This window comes from Lysobacter gummosus (assembly GCF_001442805.1).
Classification (GTDB): domain Bacteria; phylum Pseudomonadota; class Gammaproteobacteria; order Xanthomonadales; family Xanthomonadaceae; genus Lysobacter; species Lysobacter gummosus.
Genome location: NZ_CP011131.1, coordinates 3,436,306 through 3,451,434 on the forward strand (window position 1 = coordinate 3,436,306; position 15,129 = coordinate 3,451,434).

Below are 15,129 nucleotides of genomic sequence, written 5' to 3' on the forward strand. Positions count from 1 at the left end.
CGCCAGCCATCGCCGCCCGCATGAATTTGTCCACCGCCCACGACACCCACACCGCCGCGCAAGCGCTCTACGACTGGCTGCGCCCGCACCGGCGGGTGTTCGTGCTGACCGGCGCAGGCATCAGCACCGACTCAGGGATTCCGCACTACCGCGACGAAAGCGGCGCCTGGCAGCGCAAGCCGCCGATCGACCTGCGCGCCTTCGTCGGCGATGCGCGCGCGCGTTCGCGCTACTGGGCGCGCAGCTTCGTCGGCTGGCCGTCGTTCTCCGGCGCGCGACCCAATGCCGGACACGACGCGCTGGCGCGCTGGCAGCAGCGCGAACCCGATCATGCGCTGGTGACGCAGAACGTCGATGGCCTGCACGCGCGTGCCGGCAGTCTCGAGGTGGTCGATCTGCACGGCTGCCTGGACGAAGTGATCTGCCTGGACTGCGGCGCGCGGCAGGCGCGCGAAGCCCTGCAGCAGGAACTGGCGCAACGCAATCCCGATTGGGTTGGCCTGGACGCGGCCGCCCTGCCCGACGGCGACGCCGATCTGCAAGGGTTGGACTTCGACCGCTTCCACACGCCGGTGTGCGCGCAGTGCGGCGGCATGGTCAAGCCCGATGTGGTGTTCTTCGGCGAGAACGTCCCGCGCGCGCGGGTGGCGGCGGCGCAGCAATCGCTGGCCGAAGCCGACGCGATGCTGGTGGTTGGCTCCTCGCTGATGGTCTATTCCGGGTTCCGCTTCGCCCGCGCGGCGCGCGAGGCTGGGTTGCCGTTGGCGCTGCTCAATCGCGGGGTGACGCGGGCGGATGAGATCGCGACCTTGAAGTTGCAGGCCGATTGCGGAGCGACTTTGCAGGCTGCGTTGGCTTGATGGTTCGCTGGTTCGAGTTCGGGGATAGCGAACGCGGCGGCTGAGCGAAAAGCATCGGGCCTGAAAGGCCCTCCCACAAAAGACCTCGGCGCTCTGTCTTTGGCTTGGTGTTCGCTGGTTCGTGTTCGGAGTATCGAACGCAACAGCTGGCCGAAAAGCATCGGGCCTGAAAGGCCCTCCCACAACAACCCCATCGGCTACGACGCTCGCGGAGCGCCGAGATCTTTTGTGGGAGGGCCCTTCAGGCCCGATGCTTTCGGCTCAGCTCGTGCCGAAGCCCGATCTCAAGGCGCCTTGACCGGCGCGATCCGGCTTTGTTCCAGGAACAGCTTGCGCGCCGCCACGCCGATGTCCGGCTGGTCGATAAAGAAACCCTGCACGCCCAGCGAATACCACTGCAGCGCCTCGCCCAGCGCGCTCTGATCGACGCCGTTGGCGGTCTGGGTGAGGAACGGCTCTTCGGCGCGCAGCGTGTACGGATGCACCTGCAACCCCAGCGCCAGCGCGCGGCCCAGCACCGGATGGATGAAACCGGTGTTGCGCGTGCTCAGCAGCGCACGGCCGTCGCCGTCGGCATCGCGCTTGGCCGGCAACGGCGCGCGCAGGATCACGCTGCTCTTGGACGGCCCCAGGCCGGCGACGTAATTCGCCTTCATCCAGGTCAAGGCCGCGGTTTCGGTCAGCGCCGCGAACGATGTTTTGGCGTCGATGCCGCCGGGAATCGCCGCGATCAGTCCGCCGTAGATCGCGTCCAGATCGGCTTTATGCCCGGCGTTGTAGACGAAATCGTAGGGCCGGTCGCGCTCGAAATCGCCGTACAACTGCACCAGCGGCAGGTCGATGCCGGCCTTGGGCAGGATGCGCTGCTTGAGTTCGATCAGGTTGGCGACTTCGAAACTCTGGATGTACACCCGCCCCGGATCGGTGAAGCCTTCCGCCACCAGCGTGGCGACCAGCTTCTCGCCGAGCGAAATATGGATCGGCGATCCGTCCAGGTGCGTGCCTTCGCTGGCGAACCAGGTCGGGTGCTTGGTTTCCGGGTAGATGCCGATGACGCGGCCGTCGCGGCTCTCCTGCTTGGCCAGCGCGATCACTTCCTTGAACGTGGCGATCGGCAACTGCCCGTCGAAGCGGGTGTTGCCTGGACGGATCTGCGCGATGCGCTCCTTCGCCCGCAGCGTCTTGAGTTCGGCGAGGGTGAAATCCTCCGTGAACCAGCCGGTGAGTTTCTCGCCGTCGATGGTCTTGCTGGTCTTGCGATCGGCGAACTCGGGGTGGTCGGCGACGTCGGTGGTGCCGGAGATCTCGTTTTCGTGGCGCACCACCAGTTCGCCGTCGCGGGTCGCGACCAGGTCGGGCTCGATGAAGTCGGCGCCCTGCTGGATCGCCAGGCGGTAGGCCTCGAGCGTGTGCTCGGGGCGGTAGCCGCTGGCGCCGCGATGGGCGATCACGATCAGGCCCTGCTGGCCCAGGACGGTGGCTCGGTCGGTCATCGGCGTCTTCGCGGGCGTGGGAGCGGAAGCGTGCGCGGCGCTCGCGGCGCACAGCGCCAGGGCGGCCAGCGACCGGCGCAGGCTCGGCCGGGTCGGGAGATGAAAGTGCGGCATTGCGGGATCCTACCTCGTCGTACAGGGCCAGAGAGCGGCGGCCAGGCGCCGCCGCTTCAGTCTGCCGTGACCGCATGACAGGCAGGCGCGCCCGCGCGACGACCCGCTACCGGGTCGTCGCCCGCGCCGATCACTTGTGGCTGGCTTCGCCGACCGCGACCACGGTGACCGTTCCGCCGCCGACGGTGATGAAGATGCGGTCCGGACTGCCCTTGCCGCCCGGGTACACCTCGATCGTATTGACGCTGCCTTTGACCTTCTGCGCGACGATCTCGTCGCCTGCGAGCAGACCCAGCCACTGATTGACCTGATCGCCGGCCACCGGCTGGGTCTGCTCGGCCAGCGTGGATATCTCCTCGATCACCGCTTCCGCCTGCACGGGGTTGGCGAGCTTCTGGATCTTCTTGGGATTGACGTCGTTGACGAACTGGTACGGCATAGAGCCTCCTGCGGTGTCCGCATTCGATGGCCGCGGCGCCGGCGGCGCCCGGCGCGAAGCCGCGCCGCGTCGTGCCTGGGCACGATTCGCCGCAGCCGGCCTCGCTTCCACCACAACGTCCGCCGGCCGGGGTGCGTGAAGCGTCCGGCCCGCCATCGCGGCCGATGGGTGCCTCCATGCGCCACCGTCCGCCGCGCGCCCGCACAGCCGCTATGATGCGGCGGTCATTCGGAAGGAGCGCTCGATGAGCCTGGTTGCCAAGATCCTGCGGCACAAGTCGGTGGAACAGTTGCAAGCCGAAGCGGGCAAACGCTCGGACTTCCGGCGCGTGCTGGGGTTATGGCAGCTCACCGCGATCGGTATCGGCGGGATCATCGGCGTCGGCGTGTTCGTGCTGGCCGGCCATCAGGCCGCGGAGAACGCCGGCCCGGCGGTCGCGCTGGCTTTCCTGATCGCCGGCATCGCCAGCGCCGCGGCGGCGCTGTGCTACGCCGAGTTCGCCGGGATGATCCCGGTCACCGGCAGCGCCTACACCTACAGCTACGCGACCCTGGGCGAACTGGCGGCGTGGCTGATCGGCTGGGACCTGCTGCTGGAGTACGCCTTGATCGTCGCGGTGGTGGCGATCGGCTGGTCCGGCTACGTGCAGGTACTGCTCGAAGGCATGGGCATCCATCTTCCGGTGTGGGCGCAAGGCGCGATCGGCACCGGCGAAGGCCGCGTGTTCAACGTCATCGCCGCCGGCGTCACCCTGGCCGTGTCGGCGCTGCTGGTGTTCCGCACCGAGTGGGGCGCGCGCTTCAATACGCTGGTGGTGGCGATCAAGATCATCGCGGTGTTGCTGGTGATCGGCGTGGGCGTGTTCTACATCGACACCGCCAACTGGGTTCCGTTCATTCCCGAGCGCGTGGTCGATGCCAACGGCGTCGGCCACTTCGGCTTCGCCGGCGTCGGCACCGCCGCGGCGGTGGTGTTCTTCGCGGTGTTCGGCTACGACACCCTGACCACGGCGGCGGAAGAATCCAAGAACCCGCAGCGCGATCTTCCGCGCGCGGTGCTGCTGTCGCTGGGCGTGTCGATGGCGCTGTATCTGGCGGTGTCGCTGGTGCTGACCGGCATCGCCCACTACTCCACGCTCAACGGCGACGCGCCGGTGTCGGACGCCTTCGCCGCGCTGGGCCTGCCGTGGGTGGCGAAGGCGATCGCGTTCTCGGCGGTGATCGGCATCGCCAGCGTGTTGTTCGCCTTCATGCTGGGCGCGGCGCGGATCTGGTTCTCGCTGTCGCGCGACGGCCTGCTGCCGGTCTGGTTCGCCAAGATCCATCCCAAGTACGGCACCCCGCACCGTCCGACCATCGTGCTGGGCGTGTTCACCGCGCTGGTCGCCGGCTTCCTGCCGATCGGCGAGGTCGCCAAGCTGGTCAACATCGGCGTGCTCTCGGCTTTCATCATCATCTGCGCGTCGGTGTGGGTGTTGCGCGTGCGCAAGCCGGACCTGCACCGCTCGTTCCGCACACCGCTGGTGCCGGTGATCCCGATCATCGGCATCGGCTTCTCGATCTGGCTGCTGTCGGAGTTGGCGGCGATCACCTGGCTGATCTTCGTGATCTGGGTGTCGCTGGGGTTGCTGGTGTATTTCGCCTACGGCATCCGGCATTCGAAGCTGGCGCTGGAGCAGCAGGGCTGATGGAGCCAGGAACGAGTTCGGAGGAGTGAGGAGCGAGTAAAGGCAGGCTCACCCCACTCACTCCTCACTCCTCTGAACTCGTTCCTGGCTTTCAGCGCGGTGCGACGTACCCACCCGGCACGCCTTCCGGCGACAGCACCAGCTGCCACAGTTGAGCATGCCGGCTGCGGAAGGTCGCCATCGAGGCGGCCAGATAGAACCGCCACATGCGCCGGAAGCGCTCGTCGTAGCGCGCATCCAGTTGCTCCCAGGCGCGCTCGATATTGTCGCGCCAGGCCTGCAGGGTCAGGTCGTAGTCGGCGCTGAAGTTATGCCAGTCCTCGATCACGAACCGGCCTTCGACGTGTTCGGCGATCTGCCGCGCCGAGGGCAGCATCGAATTGGGAAAGATGTATTTCGCGATCCAAGGATCGGTATGGGTCACCGAGCGGTTGCCGCCGATGGTGTGAAGCAGGAACAGGCCGCCGTCGGCGCTGTCGCGGTCCAGGCAGCGCAGAGCGACGTCGAAGTAGCTGTCGTAGTTCTTGACCCCGACGTGCTCGAACATGCCCAGCGAGAAGATGCGGTCGAAGCGCTGGTCGAGGTCGCGGTAATCCTGCAGGCGGAATTCGATCGGCAGGCCCTTGCACAGGTCGCGGGCGAACTCGGCCTGCTCGTGCGACACGGTGATGCCGACCCCGACGATGCCGTAGCGCTCGGCGGCGAATTTCAGCGCTTCGCCCCAGCCGCTGCCGATGTCCAGCACGCGCATGCCCGGCTTGAGGCCGAGCTTGCGGCAGACCAGATCGAGCTTGGCCTCCTGGGCCGAATCCAGATCGCGCAGGGGCTGGCCGTGCCGGTCGCGCCAGTAGCCGCAGCTGTAGACCAGGCGCTTGCCGAGCATGGCCCGGTACAGATCGTTGCCCAGGTCGTAGTGGCGCTCGCCGACGGTAAAGCTGCGGCGGTGGCTCTGCAGGTTGATCAGGTGCGCGCGCAGGCCGTCGAGGATCGCCGCCCAGCCGTGCACCTGCTCGTCCACGTGCGCGCGCAGCAGCCGCACAAGCAGTTCGTCCAGCGCCGGCGCGTGCCAGATCCCGTCCATATAGGTTTCGCCGAGCCCGAGCGAGCCTTGCGCGATCACGCGCACATAGAATTCGTCGTCTTCGACCTGGATGTCCCAGGGCCGGTCGCCGCCGATGCGCACATCGGCCAGCGCCAGCAGACCTTCGACTCGTTTACGCAGCGGCGCCAGGGGCATGACGGCCTCGATCGGGGATCGGTGAAGTGCGATGCATTACGGCTTGCGCTTCGCCGATGTTAAGCGTTGCGCGCTCGTCCTGAGACGACGTTCCTGTCGCGGCGTCCGGTGCTGCGGCGCTACGCTGCGCAGTGTTTGCGCATGGCCGCACGATAACAAATGCGGCCTGGAGCGATGTGCCGGATCGTGTGGTTTTTGGCGAACGCTGAGTTGCGTTTCTGATCCTTCCCGCTACGTGGCAGAGGGGCCGGCCGAGTCCAACGCGGCGGCCCTCATCCGTCCCCCGCCTCCGCGGGGGCAGGCTCTTCGGGCACCTTCTCCCGCGCCCCGAAGGAAGTCACCTTGGGTGGCAAGCGGGAGAAGGGACTGCTCATGCATTACAGCGAAGGCCGAACTCAGGCCCCGCCGACGAACAGCGGCCGATACGCCGGCGCCAGATGCGGCAGCAACACCGCGGCCGGCACCTCAACCATCTGCGTGCCGTCCGAATACGGGCCGACTTCGTACGGCGCGAACACGAACTTCAGGCCGCTGAGCTTGCCGTCGGCCGAGCGCATCGGTTCGAACATGGCGAAGTTGGCCGGATCGGCGGCGGTGCCGTCGTCGATCATGCGCCCGCCCGTCTCGATCTGCTCGGCGCGCACGGCCGGGGCCAGATCGTCGGCGTCGATGCGCTGCGACAGCGCCGAGTGCAGTTGCTCGCGCACAAAACGCGAGATCGCGTCCCAGCCGGCCTTGTCCGGGACCAGTTCCTCGGCTTTGAGCAGCTTGTTCTGCTTGGGCAGCCAGACGAAGCGCGCGATCAGCGGCGCGGCGTGGGCGCCGCCGGTGTAGCTGCTGCCGTCGGCGGACACCGCGACCATGTCGGGCGCATCGACGACGTCGTCGAAGGTCAGCGACAGCTCGTACGGCGAAGGGTTTTCCTTGGCGGTGCGTCCGTTGGCGGCCTCGATGAGTTCGCTGCGCGCGTTATCGGCGTAATGCTTGAGTTCGCGCGCCAGCCCCGGGTACTGGGCGGCCTTGGTGTTGTAGGTGATGCCGACCACGTAGTTGGGCGTGGTTTCGACCACTTCCTTGAGCTCGACCGGTCCGGCGTCGGTCGCGACCGGCGCCGGCAGAGCGGTTCCGGGCGTGACGGCCGGCGCGGTCGCGGCCGGCGGCGGCGTGGCTTCCTTCTTGCAGGCCGCCAGGGCCAGGGCAAGCAGACAGACGGCGGTGACGCGCTTCATGCAGCAATCCTTTTAGTCGGACGTCCATTGGATGTTTCGCGCGACATTATCGCGCAATGCGTGACGTCCACATCTAGATCGCGGACCGCTGAGCCTTGCGGTCGCGGCCGCTCAGCCGCGGGTTGTGGATCCGTTCACCACTCGCTGCGATGCGGCAGCAGGCCCTGCAGTTCGGCATCGGTGAGATTGCGCCACTGGCCCGGCTTGAGGTGCCCAAGCTTGACGTTGCCGATACGCGAGCGCAGCAGTTGCTTGACCCGGAAGCCGAAGTGCGCGGCCATCAGGCGGATCTGCCGGTTGAGGCCCTGCACCAGCACGATGCGGAAGCCGAAGCGGCCGAGCTTGCCGGTCTTGCATGGCAGCGTGGTCTGGCCGTGGATCGGCACGCCGCGGCTCATGCCGCGCAGGAATTCGTTCGTGACCTCGTGGTTCACCGCGACCAGGTATTCCTTTTCCAGCTTGTTCTCGGCGCGCAGGATCTCGTTGACGATGTCGCCGTTGCTGGTCATCAGGATCAGCCCTTCGGAATCCTTGTCCAGGCGGCCGATCGGGAAGATGCGGCGGTCGTGGCCGACGAAATCGACGATGTTGTCCTTGACCGTGGACTCGGTGGTGCAGACCACGCCGACCGGCTTGTTGAGGACGATGTAGACGTGCTGGCGCTTGCCCTTGACCGCCACGCGCGCGCGCACGATCTCGCCGTCGATGCGGACCTCGTCGCCCTCGCCCACCTCGCTGCCGACGCGGCCACGGATGCCGTTGACGGTAACCCGTCCTTCGGCGATCAAGCCGTCGGCCTCGCGGCGGGAGCAGAAACCGGTGTCGCTGATGTGTTTGTTCAGGCGCATGGCGGAAGCATGCCGGAAAACCGGCCGGCGGGATGTCGGGGGGCGCGTAGGCTGGCACAGACGCCGCGGATTGGCGAGCGCGGGGGCGCTGGAGGACGGTTTTCGCGCGGATCGATTCATCCGGCGGGGGTTTTGGGCCTCCCAGGCGGTGGACGGATCGCGCCCACGGCGCCCCTCCCCGCCGCTCACTGCTCTCACCCGAAGCCCCCCTTTGAAAAAGAGGGCCAGGGGGATTTGCTTTTGCCGGCGAAAAGCAAATCCCCCGCGCTACCGATTCGTCTGTATCTGAGCTTGCGCCAAGCGCCCGCCCCCTTTTTCAAAGGGGGCAACGGTCAACGCCTGCCTTGCAACCCGAAGGGTTCCCCCCTTTGAAAAAAGGGGGCCAGGGGGGATTTGCTTTTGCCGGCGAAAAGCAAATCTCCCGCGCTACCGATTCGTCTGTATCTGAGCTTGCGCCGGGCGCCCCCCCTTTTAAAAGGGGCCTATGTCCATGCCTGCGCTCAAGCCAGCAGTTGCGAATACTCCGCATGCCGCTCGGCCCAAGCCGCCGCGTACGAGCAGGCCGGACGGACCTTATAGCCCGCGCCGCGCGCGTATTCGAACGCGGCCTTGACCAGATCGCTGGCGATGCCGCGGCCGCCGATCGCCTCGGGCACGCCGGTGTGGGTGATGACGAGCTGATCGCCGCGCATCTGATATTCCAGCAACGCCTGCACGCCATCGACCTCGACGGTGAAGCGCTGCGACTGCGGTTCGTGTTGTACGGAAACGGCCATTGAACGGTCCTGTGCGATAGAGGAAGCGGTGCCGGAATCGCTGCGTAGCAGCGATTCCGGCCTGCGCGCTCAGCGATTGTCGCGCTTGCCCTGGTTGTGCCGGTCCTGGGTGCTGTTGGAACCCTGGATCGCCTCCATCCGGCTCTCGGCCGCGTGCAGTTCTCCGGCCTTCTGCGCGGCGCTCTCCGACTGCGGGCCGGGCTGCGGCACGTGGCCGTGGTGCGAGTCGAGCTGCTGCCACGGCTGCGCCCCGCGTGCCTGCTCCTGCTTGGCTTCGAGCAGGCGACGGGTGTTTTCCAGCGCCTGTTCCGGGGTGATGTGGGAACCGCCGCCGGCGTGCTCGCCGCCGCTGCCTTCGTCGTCGGAACCCTCGTCGTCGCTGTCGTCGGCCGATGCGCTCGCCGCGGCTTCGTCTTCGGCATCGTTCGCCGCTTCATCTTCGCGCTGCGGCGCAACGTCGGCCTTGCGAGCTTCGGAGGCGTCCGCTTCGGCCTCGATCGCGGTCTGCGCCGCGCCTTGAGCGGCGACACTGCCGGCCGCGGCTTGCGGCCTGGACTCATGCGACTCCGGCAACAACGAGGGTGCGGCCGATTCCGACGCTACCGCCGCAGCCGCCAGCGAACCGGCCGGCACCGCCGACGGCGTTTCCGCCTTGGGCTTGGGCTTGCGTTGAGCCTTGGGCTTGCTGGGCGCGGCTGCGGCCTGGTCCTGGAACAGATCGGCCGGAGCCGGCGTCGCCGCGACCGCGGCAGTGGCCGACGGCGTCGGCTGAGCGCGCTTGGACACGGGCTTGGCCTTGGCCGGTTCCGAGGCCGCCGGCTGCGCGGCCGGGGCCGGCTTGGCGGGCTTCGGCGCGGCTTTCGGTGCGGCCGACGCGGCCGGCTTGGGCGCCGCCGGTTGCGCGACGGGCTTGCTCACCGTCTTCTTCGCTGCCGGCGCGGCAGCCTGCTTCACGACTGCCGGCTTGGCGGCCGGCTTGGACGCCTGCGCCTTGGGTTGCGGCGCAACGGATTTCTTCGCGACGACCGGCTTGGCCGCGCTCTTGGTGGCTACGGACTTGCCCGGTGCCGGCTTGGCCGCGACCGGCTTGACCGCAGCGCGCTTGTTCACGACCGGCTTGGCCGCCTGCTTCAGCACCGGTTTGCGAGCGGCCGGCTTGGGCGCGACGCGCTTGGCGGCGGGCTTGCGCGACGCGACCTTCTTCGCCGCGACTTTGCCGCTCGCGGTCTTCTTGACGACGGCCTGCTTGCTCGCGCTCTTCTTCGCCGCGCTCTTCTTCGCGACCGGCTTGCTCGCTTTCTTCGCCGCGACCTTCTTCACCACCGCCTTCTTGCCTGCGACTTTCTTGCCGGCGGCCTTCTTTGCAACCGGCTTCTTGCTCGCGACCTTCTTCGCAGCCGCCTTCCTGGCCGCCGGCTTGCTCGCCACGGCCTTCCGGGCGCCTGTCGTTTTCTTGGTTACGGCCTTTTTTACAGCGGTTTTCTTGCCTGCCGCGCGCGTGGCCGGCTTGCTCGCGACCTTCTTCGCCGCGGACTTGCCGACGGACTTGGCCGCGGCGGTTTTCTTCGCCGCGCGCTTGGCCGCGGGCTTCGCGGATTTACCCGCGGACTTGCCGACTTTCTTGATCGCCATACTTAACTCCTCGTCGAAGTGTTTCGAATGCGCGAATGATAGCGGCTGCCCCTGTACCCACATCAGCCTGTGCGTAAACGCGATCACCGTGTTAGCACGCGCAACCTTCATGGCGGGTGAGCGAGAGTGAGCATCGCCGGATCGTGTCGCCGGTGAGCGGAAGTGAGAGTCGCCGCATCGCGTCACGCGACTGATCATGACTGGCCTGTGTTGACCTCTCACGTCACTTTTCAGCCCGTCAAGCTAGGGAAAACCCTGGCACGGAACATGCGTGGAACTGTGCGTAAGTCCACATAAGAACTGAGCAGGGGGTTGCAGATGACCAGGCATATCGACCAGTACAGCGACGACGCCCACACCAGCGCCGTCATCGCCCGCCTCTACGAACTGGCCCGCGGCGGGGAAGCCGACGACGCCGAACTGCGCGAACTCGATGCCGAGATCCAGGCCGGCCTGGCCGCCGCCTACGGCGAGAGCGACCGCGCCTTCGACCGCTCGATGGCGGCCTGAAGTCCGCCGCGCCGGGCCGATCGAATCGCGTCAACGAACGACGGCGGCCTGGGCCGCCGTCGTCTTGTAGCCGCAGGCCCTTGCACGGGCCGCGCCGGAACTCAGCCGAAGAACGACGGCAGGCTCGGACTGGCCAGCTTCTGCAGGAAGCGCAGGCCCAGCGCCGGCTCCATCAACAGCACGAACAGCAGGCCGTAGATCGCGCCGGACAGATGCGCGTTGTGGTTGATGCTGTCGCGGCCGCGCTTGTCCATCCAGTAGGAATAGCCGATGTAGGCGATGGCGTAGATCACCGCCGGCACCGGGATCACGAACACGATGATCCAGCTCCACGGATCGACCAGCACGAAGGCGAACAACACCGCCGACACCGCGCCGGAGGCGCCCAGGCTGACGTAGCTGCCGTCCTTGCGATGGCGCAGGTAGCTCGGCAGGATCGCCACCACGATCGCCGACAGGTAGAACAGCACGAACATCGCCTGCCCCACCAACTGCGCGAACACGCTCTCGACCGCGCGGCCGAAGAAGTACAGCGTGATCATGTTGAACAGCAGGTGCATCCAGTCGGCGTGCACGAAGCCGTGGGTCAGCAGGCGGTCGTACTGGTGGAAGCGCTCCACGCCCGGCGGCCACAGCACCAGGCGTTCGAAGATGCGACGTTTCTCGAACGCCTGCCACGACACCAGCACGGTCACGGCGATCAGGATAAAGGTGATCATGGTCGGGTCTGGCTCGTAAGGTTCGCGGAAATTCCGGCGCGGCCGCTCAGGCCGTGCGGTAGTGGTCTTGCATCGGATAGGTGCGGGCGTAGAGCCCGAACGCGGCCGCGGCGACAAAGGCGAACGCGGCGAAGAAGAACATCAGGAACGCGTTCTCGCTCAGGCCGGTGGAGGCGATTTGCGAGATCACCGCGTCGTTGCGCACCGCCGCGTTGGTCAGCATCACCCACAGGTTGCCGAAGGTGCTGGTCAGGTACCAGAACGCCATGATCACGCCCTTCATCGACGGCGGCGCCTGGCTGTAGGCGAACTCCAGCGCCGTCGCCGAGACCAGAATCTCGCCGAAGGTCAGCAGGATGTACGGAATGATCTGCCATGCCAGCGACATGGGGTGCCCGGCATCCATATACAACTGGATCACCGCCGCGACGATCCACGACAGACCCGTCACCGCGATACCGAACCCCATCCGCCGCAGCGGCGTGGGGTTGAAGCCCACGCGACGCAAGGCCGGGTACAGGACCAGGTTGTTGAACGGGATCAGCAGCATCACCAGCAGCGGATTGATCGCCTGCATCTGCGAGGCCGCGGCCTTGGCCCCGCCCTCGCCGGAGATCAGCCAGCTCGGCCACCACCACAGGTCGGTCGGCACCACCATGCGCTGGCCCTGCAGCACCCAGGTCGAGGCCTTCTGGTCGAACAGCGACCAGAACGGGGTCACGAAGGCGAACACGATCAGAATCCGCAGTACCGCGCGTGCGCCGTCCACCGCCGCGGCCGGATGCTTGCCGCGCGCGCGTTCGAGCTGCAGCGACACGCCGTAACCGCCGAAGCCGATCAGCAAGCCCAGCGCCATGCACGCGCTCTTGACGAAGCCCAGGCTCGGAATCAGCGCCAGCGCGCCGGCCGCGAGCGCCACGCCGACCGCGGCCACCGCCACGCCGGGATTGCCCTGCCCGGCGACCTTGGCGGTCAGCGCGGTGCGGGCAACGTTGAAGAACGAATCCGGGTCCGGCGCCTGCCGGCTCGGCGGCACCATCACGTAGTAATTGCGGCCCAGCCAGAAGATCAAGGTGGCCAGGAACATCAGCGCGCCGGGAATGCCGAACGCCACCGCCGGGCCGTAGTCGCGCAGGAAGATCGGCATCAGCAAGGAGGCGAACAGCGAACCGAAGTTGATCGTCCAATAGAACGCATCGAACACCAGCTTGGCCTTGTGCTTGTTGCTCTGGTCGAACTGGTCGCCGCAGAACGACACCACCAGCGGCTTGATGCCGCCGGCGCCCAGGGCGATCAGGAACAGGCCGGTGTAGAAACCGGTCTGGTTGTGCTCGAACAAGGCCAGGCAGGCATGGCCCACGCAGTACACCAGCGAGAACCAGATGACGGTGTTGTATTTGCCGAAATAGCGGTCGGCCAGCCAGCCGCCCAGCAGCGGAAAGAAATACGTGCCGATCATGAAGCTGTGGAACACTTCCTTGGCCATGTGCTCGCGCTCGGCCAGGCCCTCGGTCGAGGCCAGCAGCAGCGTTCCGACCAGGAACGAGATCAGGATGCTGCGCATGCCATAGAAGCTGAAGCGCTCGGCCGCCTCGTTGCCGATGATGAAAGCGATCTGGCGGGGCATCTTGCCCTGCGAATCGGCGGGGACGGTGGCGGCTTGGCTCATCTACGGCGGTCCTGTGCGGGTCGGGTCGCGCGTTCCGTGCGAATGCCCCGGGCGCAACGGCGCCGGGACGGTCCAGCCCCACAGCCTAACCGATCGGCCCCGCACCCGGCTTGGCCGCGCCCGGCGGCGCGCCGGCGGGCGCCGTTCAGATCGCCGGATCGCCGATCTGCAGCTCGTATTCGAAGTTCTGGATCATGCGGCCATAGTCCTGATCCTTGTCGGTGCCGTAATTGGCGCCGACCACCAGCCGGTGCTTGCCCGGCGGCAGCGGCGGCAACAGCGCCCAGTAACCGTCGGCCGCGGCGTGGTGGCGGGACTTGGCGTCGTGCTCCGGGCCGGAGTCGCGCTGCGCGGCGAAGGGGTCGAAGCAGCGCGAGATCAGCCGCACCGGCGGCGGCAAGGGCTTGCCGTCGATCAGGATGACCGCGCTCGCCAAGGCCCGGTTGCTGACCGCCACCTGGGCCTTGAGCGCGGCGCAGGTGGTCGCGTATTTACCGTCGCGCGGGGTGTGGGTGTACAGGTTGATGAGCGGAATCAGCAGGTGCTTGCCCAGCGGCACCTGGCAGCGTCGCTTGGCGTCGAAACGGCCATCGGTCCCGGCCAGAAACCAGACCGGGCCGTCTTCGTCCTGGCCCATCGCGCAACGGCTGCCGTCGGTGTCCTGGTACGGCATCAGGCCGTCCGGAAAACTATGCGCCCAGCGCCACCAGCGCACCGTCCATTCCTCCGGCGCGATGCCGCCGACCTGCGTGCCGGCCGACGCGTTCGCGGCATGGGTTTCCGACTTCGCGGGCGCCGATTTCGCGCTCGCGGCGAATGCCGGGAGCGACAAGGTCAGGCCCAGGGCGACTGCGGCGACGATGCGTGCCGCACGCGGGTCGCGCCGCGACGCTGCTGCGCGGAAGAAGCTTCGAGACGGGTTCGTCCGCATTTGATCGGCATCCATGTTGATCGGTGCTCCCTGATTTGCCGTTTCGCTTTTGCTCGTCATTCCCGCGAACGCGGGAATCCAGGGCCTTTCGTGCGAGAACGCTTGAAGTCGCTGGATGCTCGGCTCCGCCGAAGTAAAGCGGAGCCCGCCTTCGCGGGAATGACGAGCCTAGGCTTCCGGAATTTTTGCACCGGCTCCTAAGCCCACTCGCTCAAGCCTTCGCGCTGATACAGCGTGGCGAAGCCCGGCCGCGCCTTCATGCGCCGCGCGAACTCGCCCAGATGCGGCCACTCGTGCGCGGGCTTGGGCATCTTGCGAGTCCAGCGCATCAGCATGGTCAGGTAGAAATCGGCCGCGCTCAGGCGCTCGCCGAGCAGATACGGCCCGTGCGCGCCCAGTTGCGCGTCCAGCCGCGCGCAGGCGTCCTCGATCCGCGCCTGCGCGCCGGCCCGCACCGCGTCGTCGTCGGCCTGCAGGTCCCACGGATACCACCACAGGCGCAGCGGCGACTGCAGCGTGCTGGCCAGATTGAACATCCACTGGTCGTACAGCGCGCGCTGCGGATCGTCGAGCGCCGGCGCCAATCCGGCGTCGGGATGACGATCGGCCAGATACATCGCCAGCGCCGCGGCTTCGTAGCGCGGCTGGCCGTCGACGATCAGCGTGGGCACCACGCCGTTGGGATTCATCGCCAGATACTCGGCGCTTTTGTGCGCGCGCGCGTCCATGTCGACAAGACGCAGTTCGTGTTCGATGTCCATCTCGATCAGCAGCCAGTGGACCAGCAGGCTGGCGGTGCCCGGCGAGTAATACAAGGCGTACATGGCGAAGGTATCCAGACAAGACGGATGCGAAGTCTAGACCACGCGCGGGCATGGCCGCAGCCCGCGCACGCGGGCGATCGCGATGACTCCTGTCACCTCGTGTCAGTTAGCTAAAGATTCCACAAGCGCGGCCGCACACGATCCCGTAAATTAGGCCGCTC

Annotated in this window: 14 protein-coding genes; 3 read left to right on the plus strand and 11 right to left on the minus strand. The window is 67.2% G+C overall.

The features are described from left to right. The first annotated feature begins 20 nt into the window (after nt 1-20). Nucleotides 21-860, plus strand: coding sequence for an NAD-dependent protein deacetylase (locus LG3211_RS14030; protein WP_057943381.1), 840 nt, complete (start codon nt 21-23; stop codon nt 858-860). Between the two features lie 284 nt (nt 861-1,144). Here the strand turns inward: LG3211_RS14030 and LG3211_RS14035 are convergent, their stop codons facing one another. Both LG3211_RS14035 and LG3211_RS14040 read right to left on the minus strand, forming a co-directional pair. Beyond that, a complete protein-coding gene (locus LG3211_RS14035) occupies nt 1,145-2,467 on the minus strand; it encodes a glycerophosphodiester phosphodiesterase family protein (protein ID WP_057943382.1) in 1,323 nt (440 codons plus the stop codon). Nucleotides 2,468-2,597: 130 nt separating this feature from the next. Next, nucleotides 2,598-2,906 carry a hypothetical protein gene (locus LG3211_RS14040; protein ID WP_057943383.1) on the minus strand — a complete coding sequence of 103 codons (309 nt, stop codon included), beginning with the start codon at nt 2,904-2,906 and terminating at the stop codon, nt 2,598-2,600. Nucleotides 2,907-3,150: 244 nt separating this feature from the next. On the opposite strand from LG3211_RS14040, the gene LG3211_RS14045 reads away from it, so the two are divergent. Beyond that, a complete protein-coding gene (locus LG3211_RS14045; RefSeq protein WP_057943384.1) occupies nt 3,151-4,593 on the plus strand; it encodes an amino acid permease in 1,443 nt (480 codons plus the stop codon). Nucleotides 4,594-4,684: 91 nt separating this feature from the next. Here LG3211_RS14045 and cfa read toward each other — a convergent pair whose 3' ends face one another. The 5 genes from cfa to LG3211_RS26445 all read right to left on the minus strand — a co-directional run bounded on the left by cfa (nt 4,685) and on the right by LG3211_RS26445 (nt 10,315). Then, a complete protein-coding gene (gene cfa / locus LG3211_RS14050; RefSeq protein ID WP_057943385.1) occupies nt 4,685-5,830 on the minus strand; it encodes a cyclopropane fatty acyl phospholipid synthase in 1,146 nt (381 codons plus the stop codon). 395 nt (nt 5,831-6,225) lie between these two features. Next, nucleotides 6,226-7,059 (minus strand): DUF3298 and DUF4163 domain-containing protein, encoded by an 834-nt coding sequence (locus LG3211_RS14055; RefSeq protein WP_057943386.1) that lies wholly within the window; start codon nt 7,057-7,059, stop codon nt 6,226-6,228. Nucleotides 7,060-7,193: 134 nt separating this feature from the next. After that, nucleotides 7,194-7,907: a pseudouridine synthase gene (locus LG3211_RS14060; RefSeq protein WP_057943387.1), complete on the minus strand. Its 714-nt coding sequence runs from the start codon at nt 7,905-7,907 to the stop codon at nt 7,194-7,196. A gap of 500 nt (nt 7,908-8,407) precedes the next feature. Then, nucleotides 8,408-8,683: a GNAT family N-acetyltransferase gene (locus tag LG3211_RS14065; RefSeq protein ID WP_057943388.1), complete on the minus strand. Its 276-nt coding sequence runs from the start codon at nt 8,681-8,683 to the stop codon at nt 8,408-8,410. Between the two features lie 69 nt (nt 8,684-8,752). After that, a complete protein-coding gene (locus LG3211_RS26445) occupies nt 8,753-10,315 on the minus strand; it encodes a hypothetical protein (RefSeq protein WP_057943389.1) in 1,563 nt (520 codons plus the stop codon). A 318-nt stretch (nt 10,316-10,633) separates the two neighbouring features. Between LG3211_RS26445 and LG3211_RS14075 the strand changes: the two genes are divergently transcribed. Further along, nucleotides 10,634-10,825 carry a hypothetical protein gene (locus tag LG3211_RS14075; protein ID WP_057943390.1) on the plus strand — a complete coding sequence of 64 codons (192 nt, stop codon included), beginning with the start codon at nt 10,634-10,636 and terminating at the stop codon, nt 10,823-10,825. 101 nt (nt 10,826-10,926) lie between these two features. Here the strand turns inward: LG3211_RS14075 and LG3211_RS14080 are convergent, their stop codons facing one another. The 4 genes from LG3211_RS14080 to LG3211_RS14095 all read right to left on the minus strand — a co-directional run bounded on the left by LG3211_RS14080 (nt 10,927) and on the right by LG3211_RS14095 (nt 14,968). Then, a complete protein-coding gene (locus LG3211_RS14080) occupies nt 10,927-11,544 on the minus strand; it encodes a rhomboid family intramembrane serine protease (protein WP_057943391.1) in 618 nt (205 codons plus the stop codon). Nucleotides 11,545-11,590: 46 nt separating this feature from the next. After that, the gene (locus LG3211_RS14085; RefSeq protein ID WP_057943392.1) at nt 11,591-13,213 is read right to left on the minus strand and encodes a POT-type proton-dependent oligopeptide transporter; all 1,623 of its coding nucleotides are present in this window, start codon (nt 13,211-13,213) and stop codon (nt 11,591-11,593) included. A gap of 145 nt (nt 13,214-13,358) precedes the next feature. Continuing rightward, on the minus strand, nt 13,359-14,144 hold the full coding sequence (locus LG3211_RS14090; protein WP_237049761.1) for a hypothetical protein: 786 nt from the start codon (nt 14,142-14,144) through the stop codon (nt 13,359-13,361). A gap of 197 nt (nt 14,145-14,341) precedes the next feature. Then, nucleotides 14,342-14,968, minus strand: coding sequence for a glutathione S-transferase family protein (locus tag LG3211_RS14095; protein ID WP_057943394.1), 627 nt, complete (start codon nt 14,966-14,968; stop codon nt 14,342-14,344). Between the last annotated feature and the right edge of the window lie 161 nt (nt 14,969-15,129).

Bases quoted from the DNA above. Each gene is read 5' to 3' on its own strand.
- LG3211_RS14075 (WP_057943390.1), top strand. From the start codon at position 10,634: ATGACCAGGCATATCGACCAGTACAGCGACGACGCCCACACCAGCGCC.
- LG3211_RS14090 (WP_237049761.1), bottom strand. From the start codon at position 14,144: ATGCGGACGAACCCGTCTCGAAGCTTCTTCCGCGCAGCAGCGTCGCGG.
- LG3211_RS14030 (WP_057943381.1), top strand. From the start codon at position 21: ATGAATTTGTCCACCGCCCACGACACCCACACCGCCGCGCAAGCGCTC.
- LG3211_RS14055 (WP_057943386.1), bottom strand. From the start codon at position 7,059: ATGAAGCGCGTCACCGCCGTCTGTCTGCTTGCCCTGGCCCTGGCGGCC.
- LG3211_RS14035 (WP_057943382.1), bottom strand. From the start codon at position 2,467: ATGCCGCACTTTCATCTCCCGACCCGGCCGAGCCTGCGCCGGTCGCTG.
- LG3211_RS14045 (WP_057943384.1), top strand. From the start codon at position 3,151: ATGAGCCTGGTTGCCAAGATCCTGCGGCACAAGTCGGTGGAACAGTTG.
- LG3211_RS14065 (WP_057943388.1), bottom strand. From the start codon at position 8,683: ATGGCCGTTTCCGTACAACACGAACCGCAGTCGCAGCGCTTCACCGTC.
- LG3211_RS14040 (WP_057943383.1), bottom strand. From the start codon at position 2,906: ATGCCGTACCAGTTCGTCAACGACGTCAATCCCAAGAAGATCCAGAAG.
- LG3211_RS14085 (WP_057943392.1), bottom strand. From the start codon at position 13,213: ATGAGCCAAGCCGCCACCGTCCCCGCCGATTCGCAGGGCAAGATGCCC.
- LG3211_RS14095 (WP_057943394.1), bottom strand. From the start codon at position 14,968: ATGTACGCCTTGTATTACTCGCCGGGCACCGCCAGCCTGCTGGTCCAC.
- LG3211_RS26445 (WP_057943389.1), bottom strand. From the start codon at position 10,315: ATGGCGATCAAGAAAGTCGGCAAGTCCGCGGGTAAATCCGCGAAGCCC.
- LG3211_RS14060 (WP_057943387.1), bottom strand. From the start codon at position 7,907: ATGCGCCTGAACAAACACATCAGCGACACCGGTTTCTGCTCCCGCCGC.
- cfa (WP_057943385.1), bottom strand. From the start codon at position 5,830: ATGCCCCTGGCGCCGCTGCGTAAACGAGTCGAAGGTCTGCTGGCGCTG.
- LG3211_RS14080 (WP_057943391.1), bottom strand. From the start codon at position 11,544: ATGATCACCTTTATCCTGATCGCCGTGACCGTGCTGGTGTCGTGGCAG.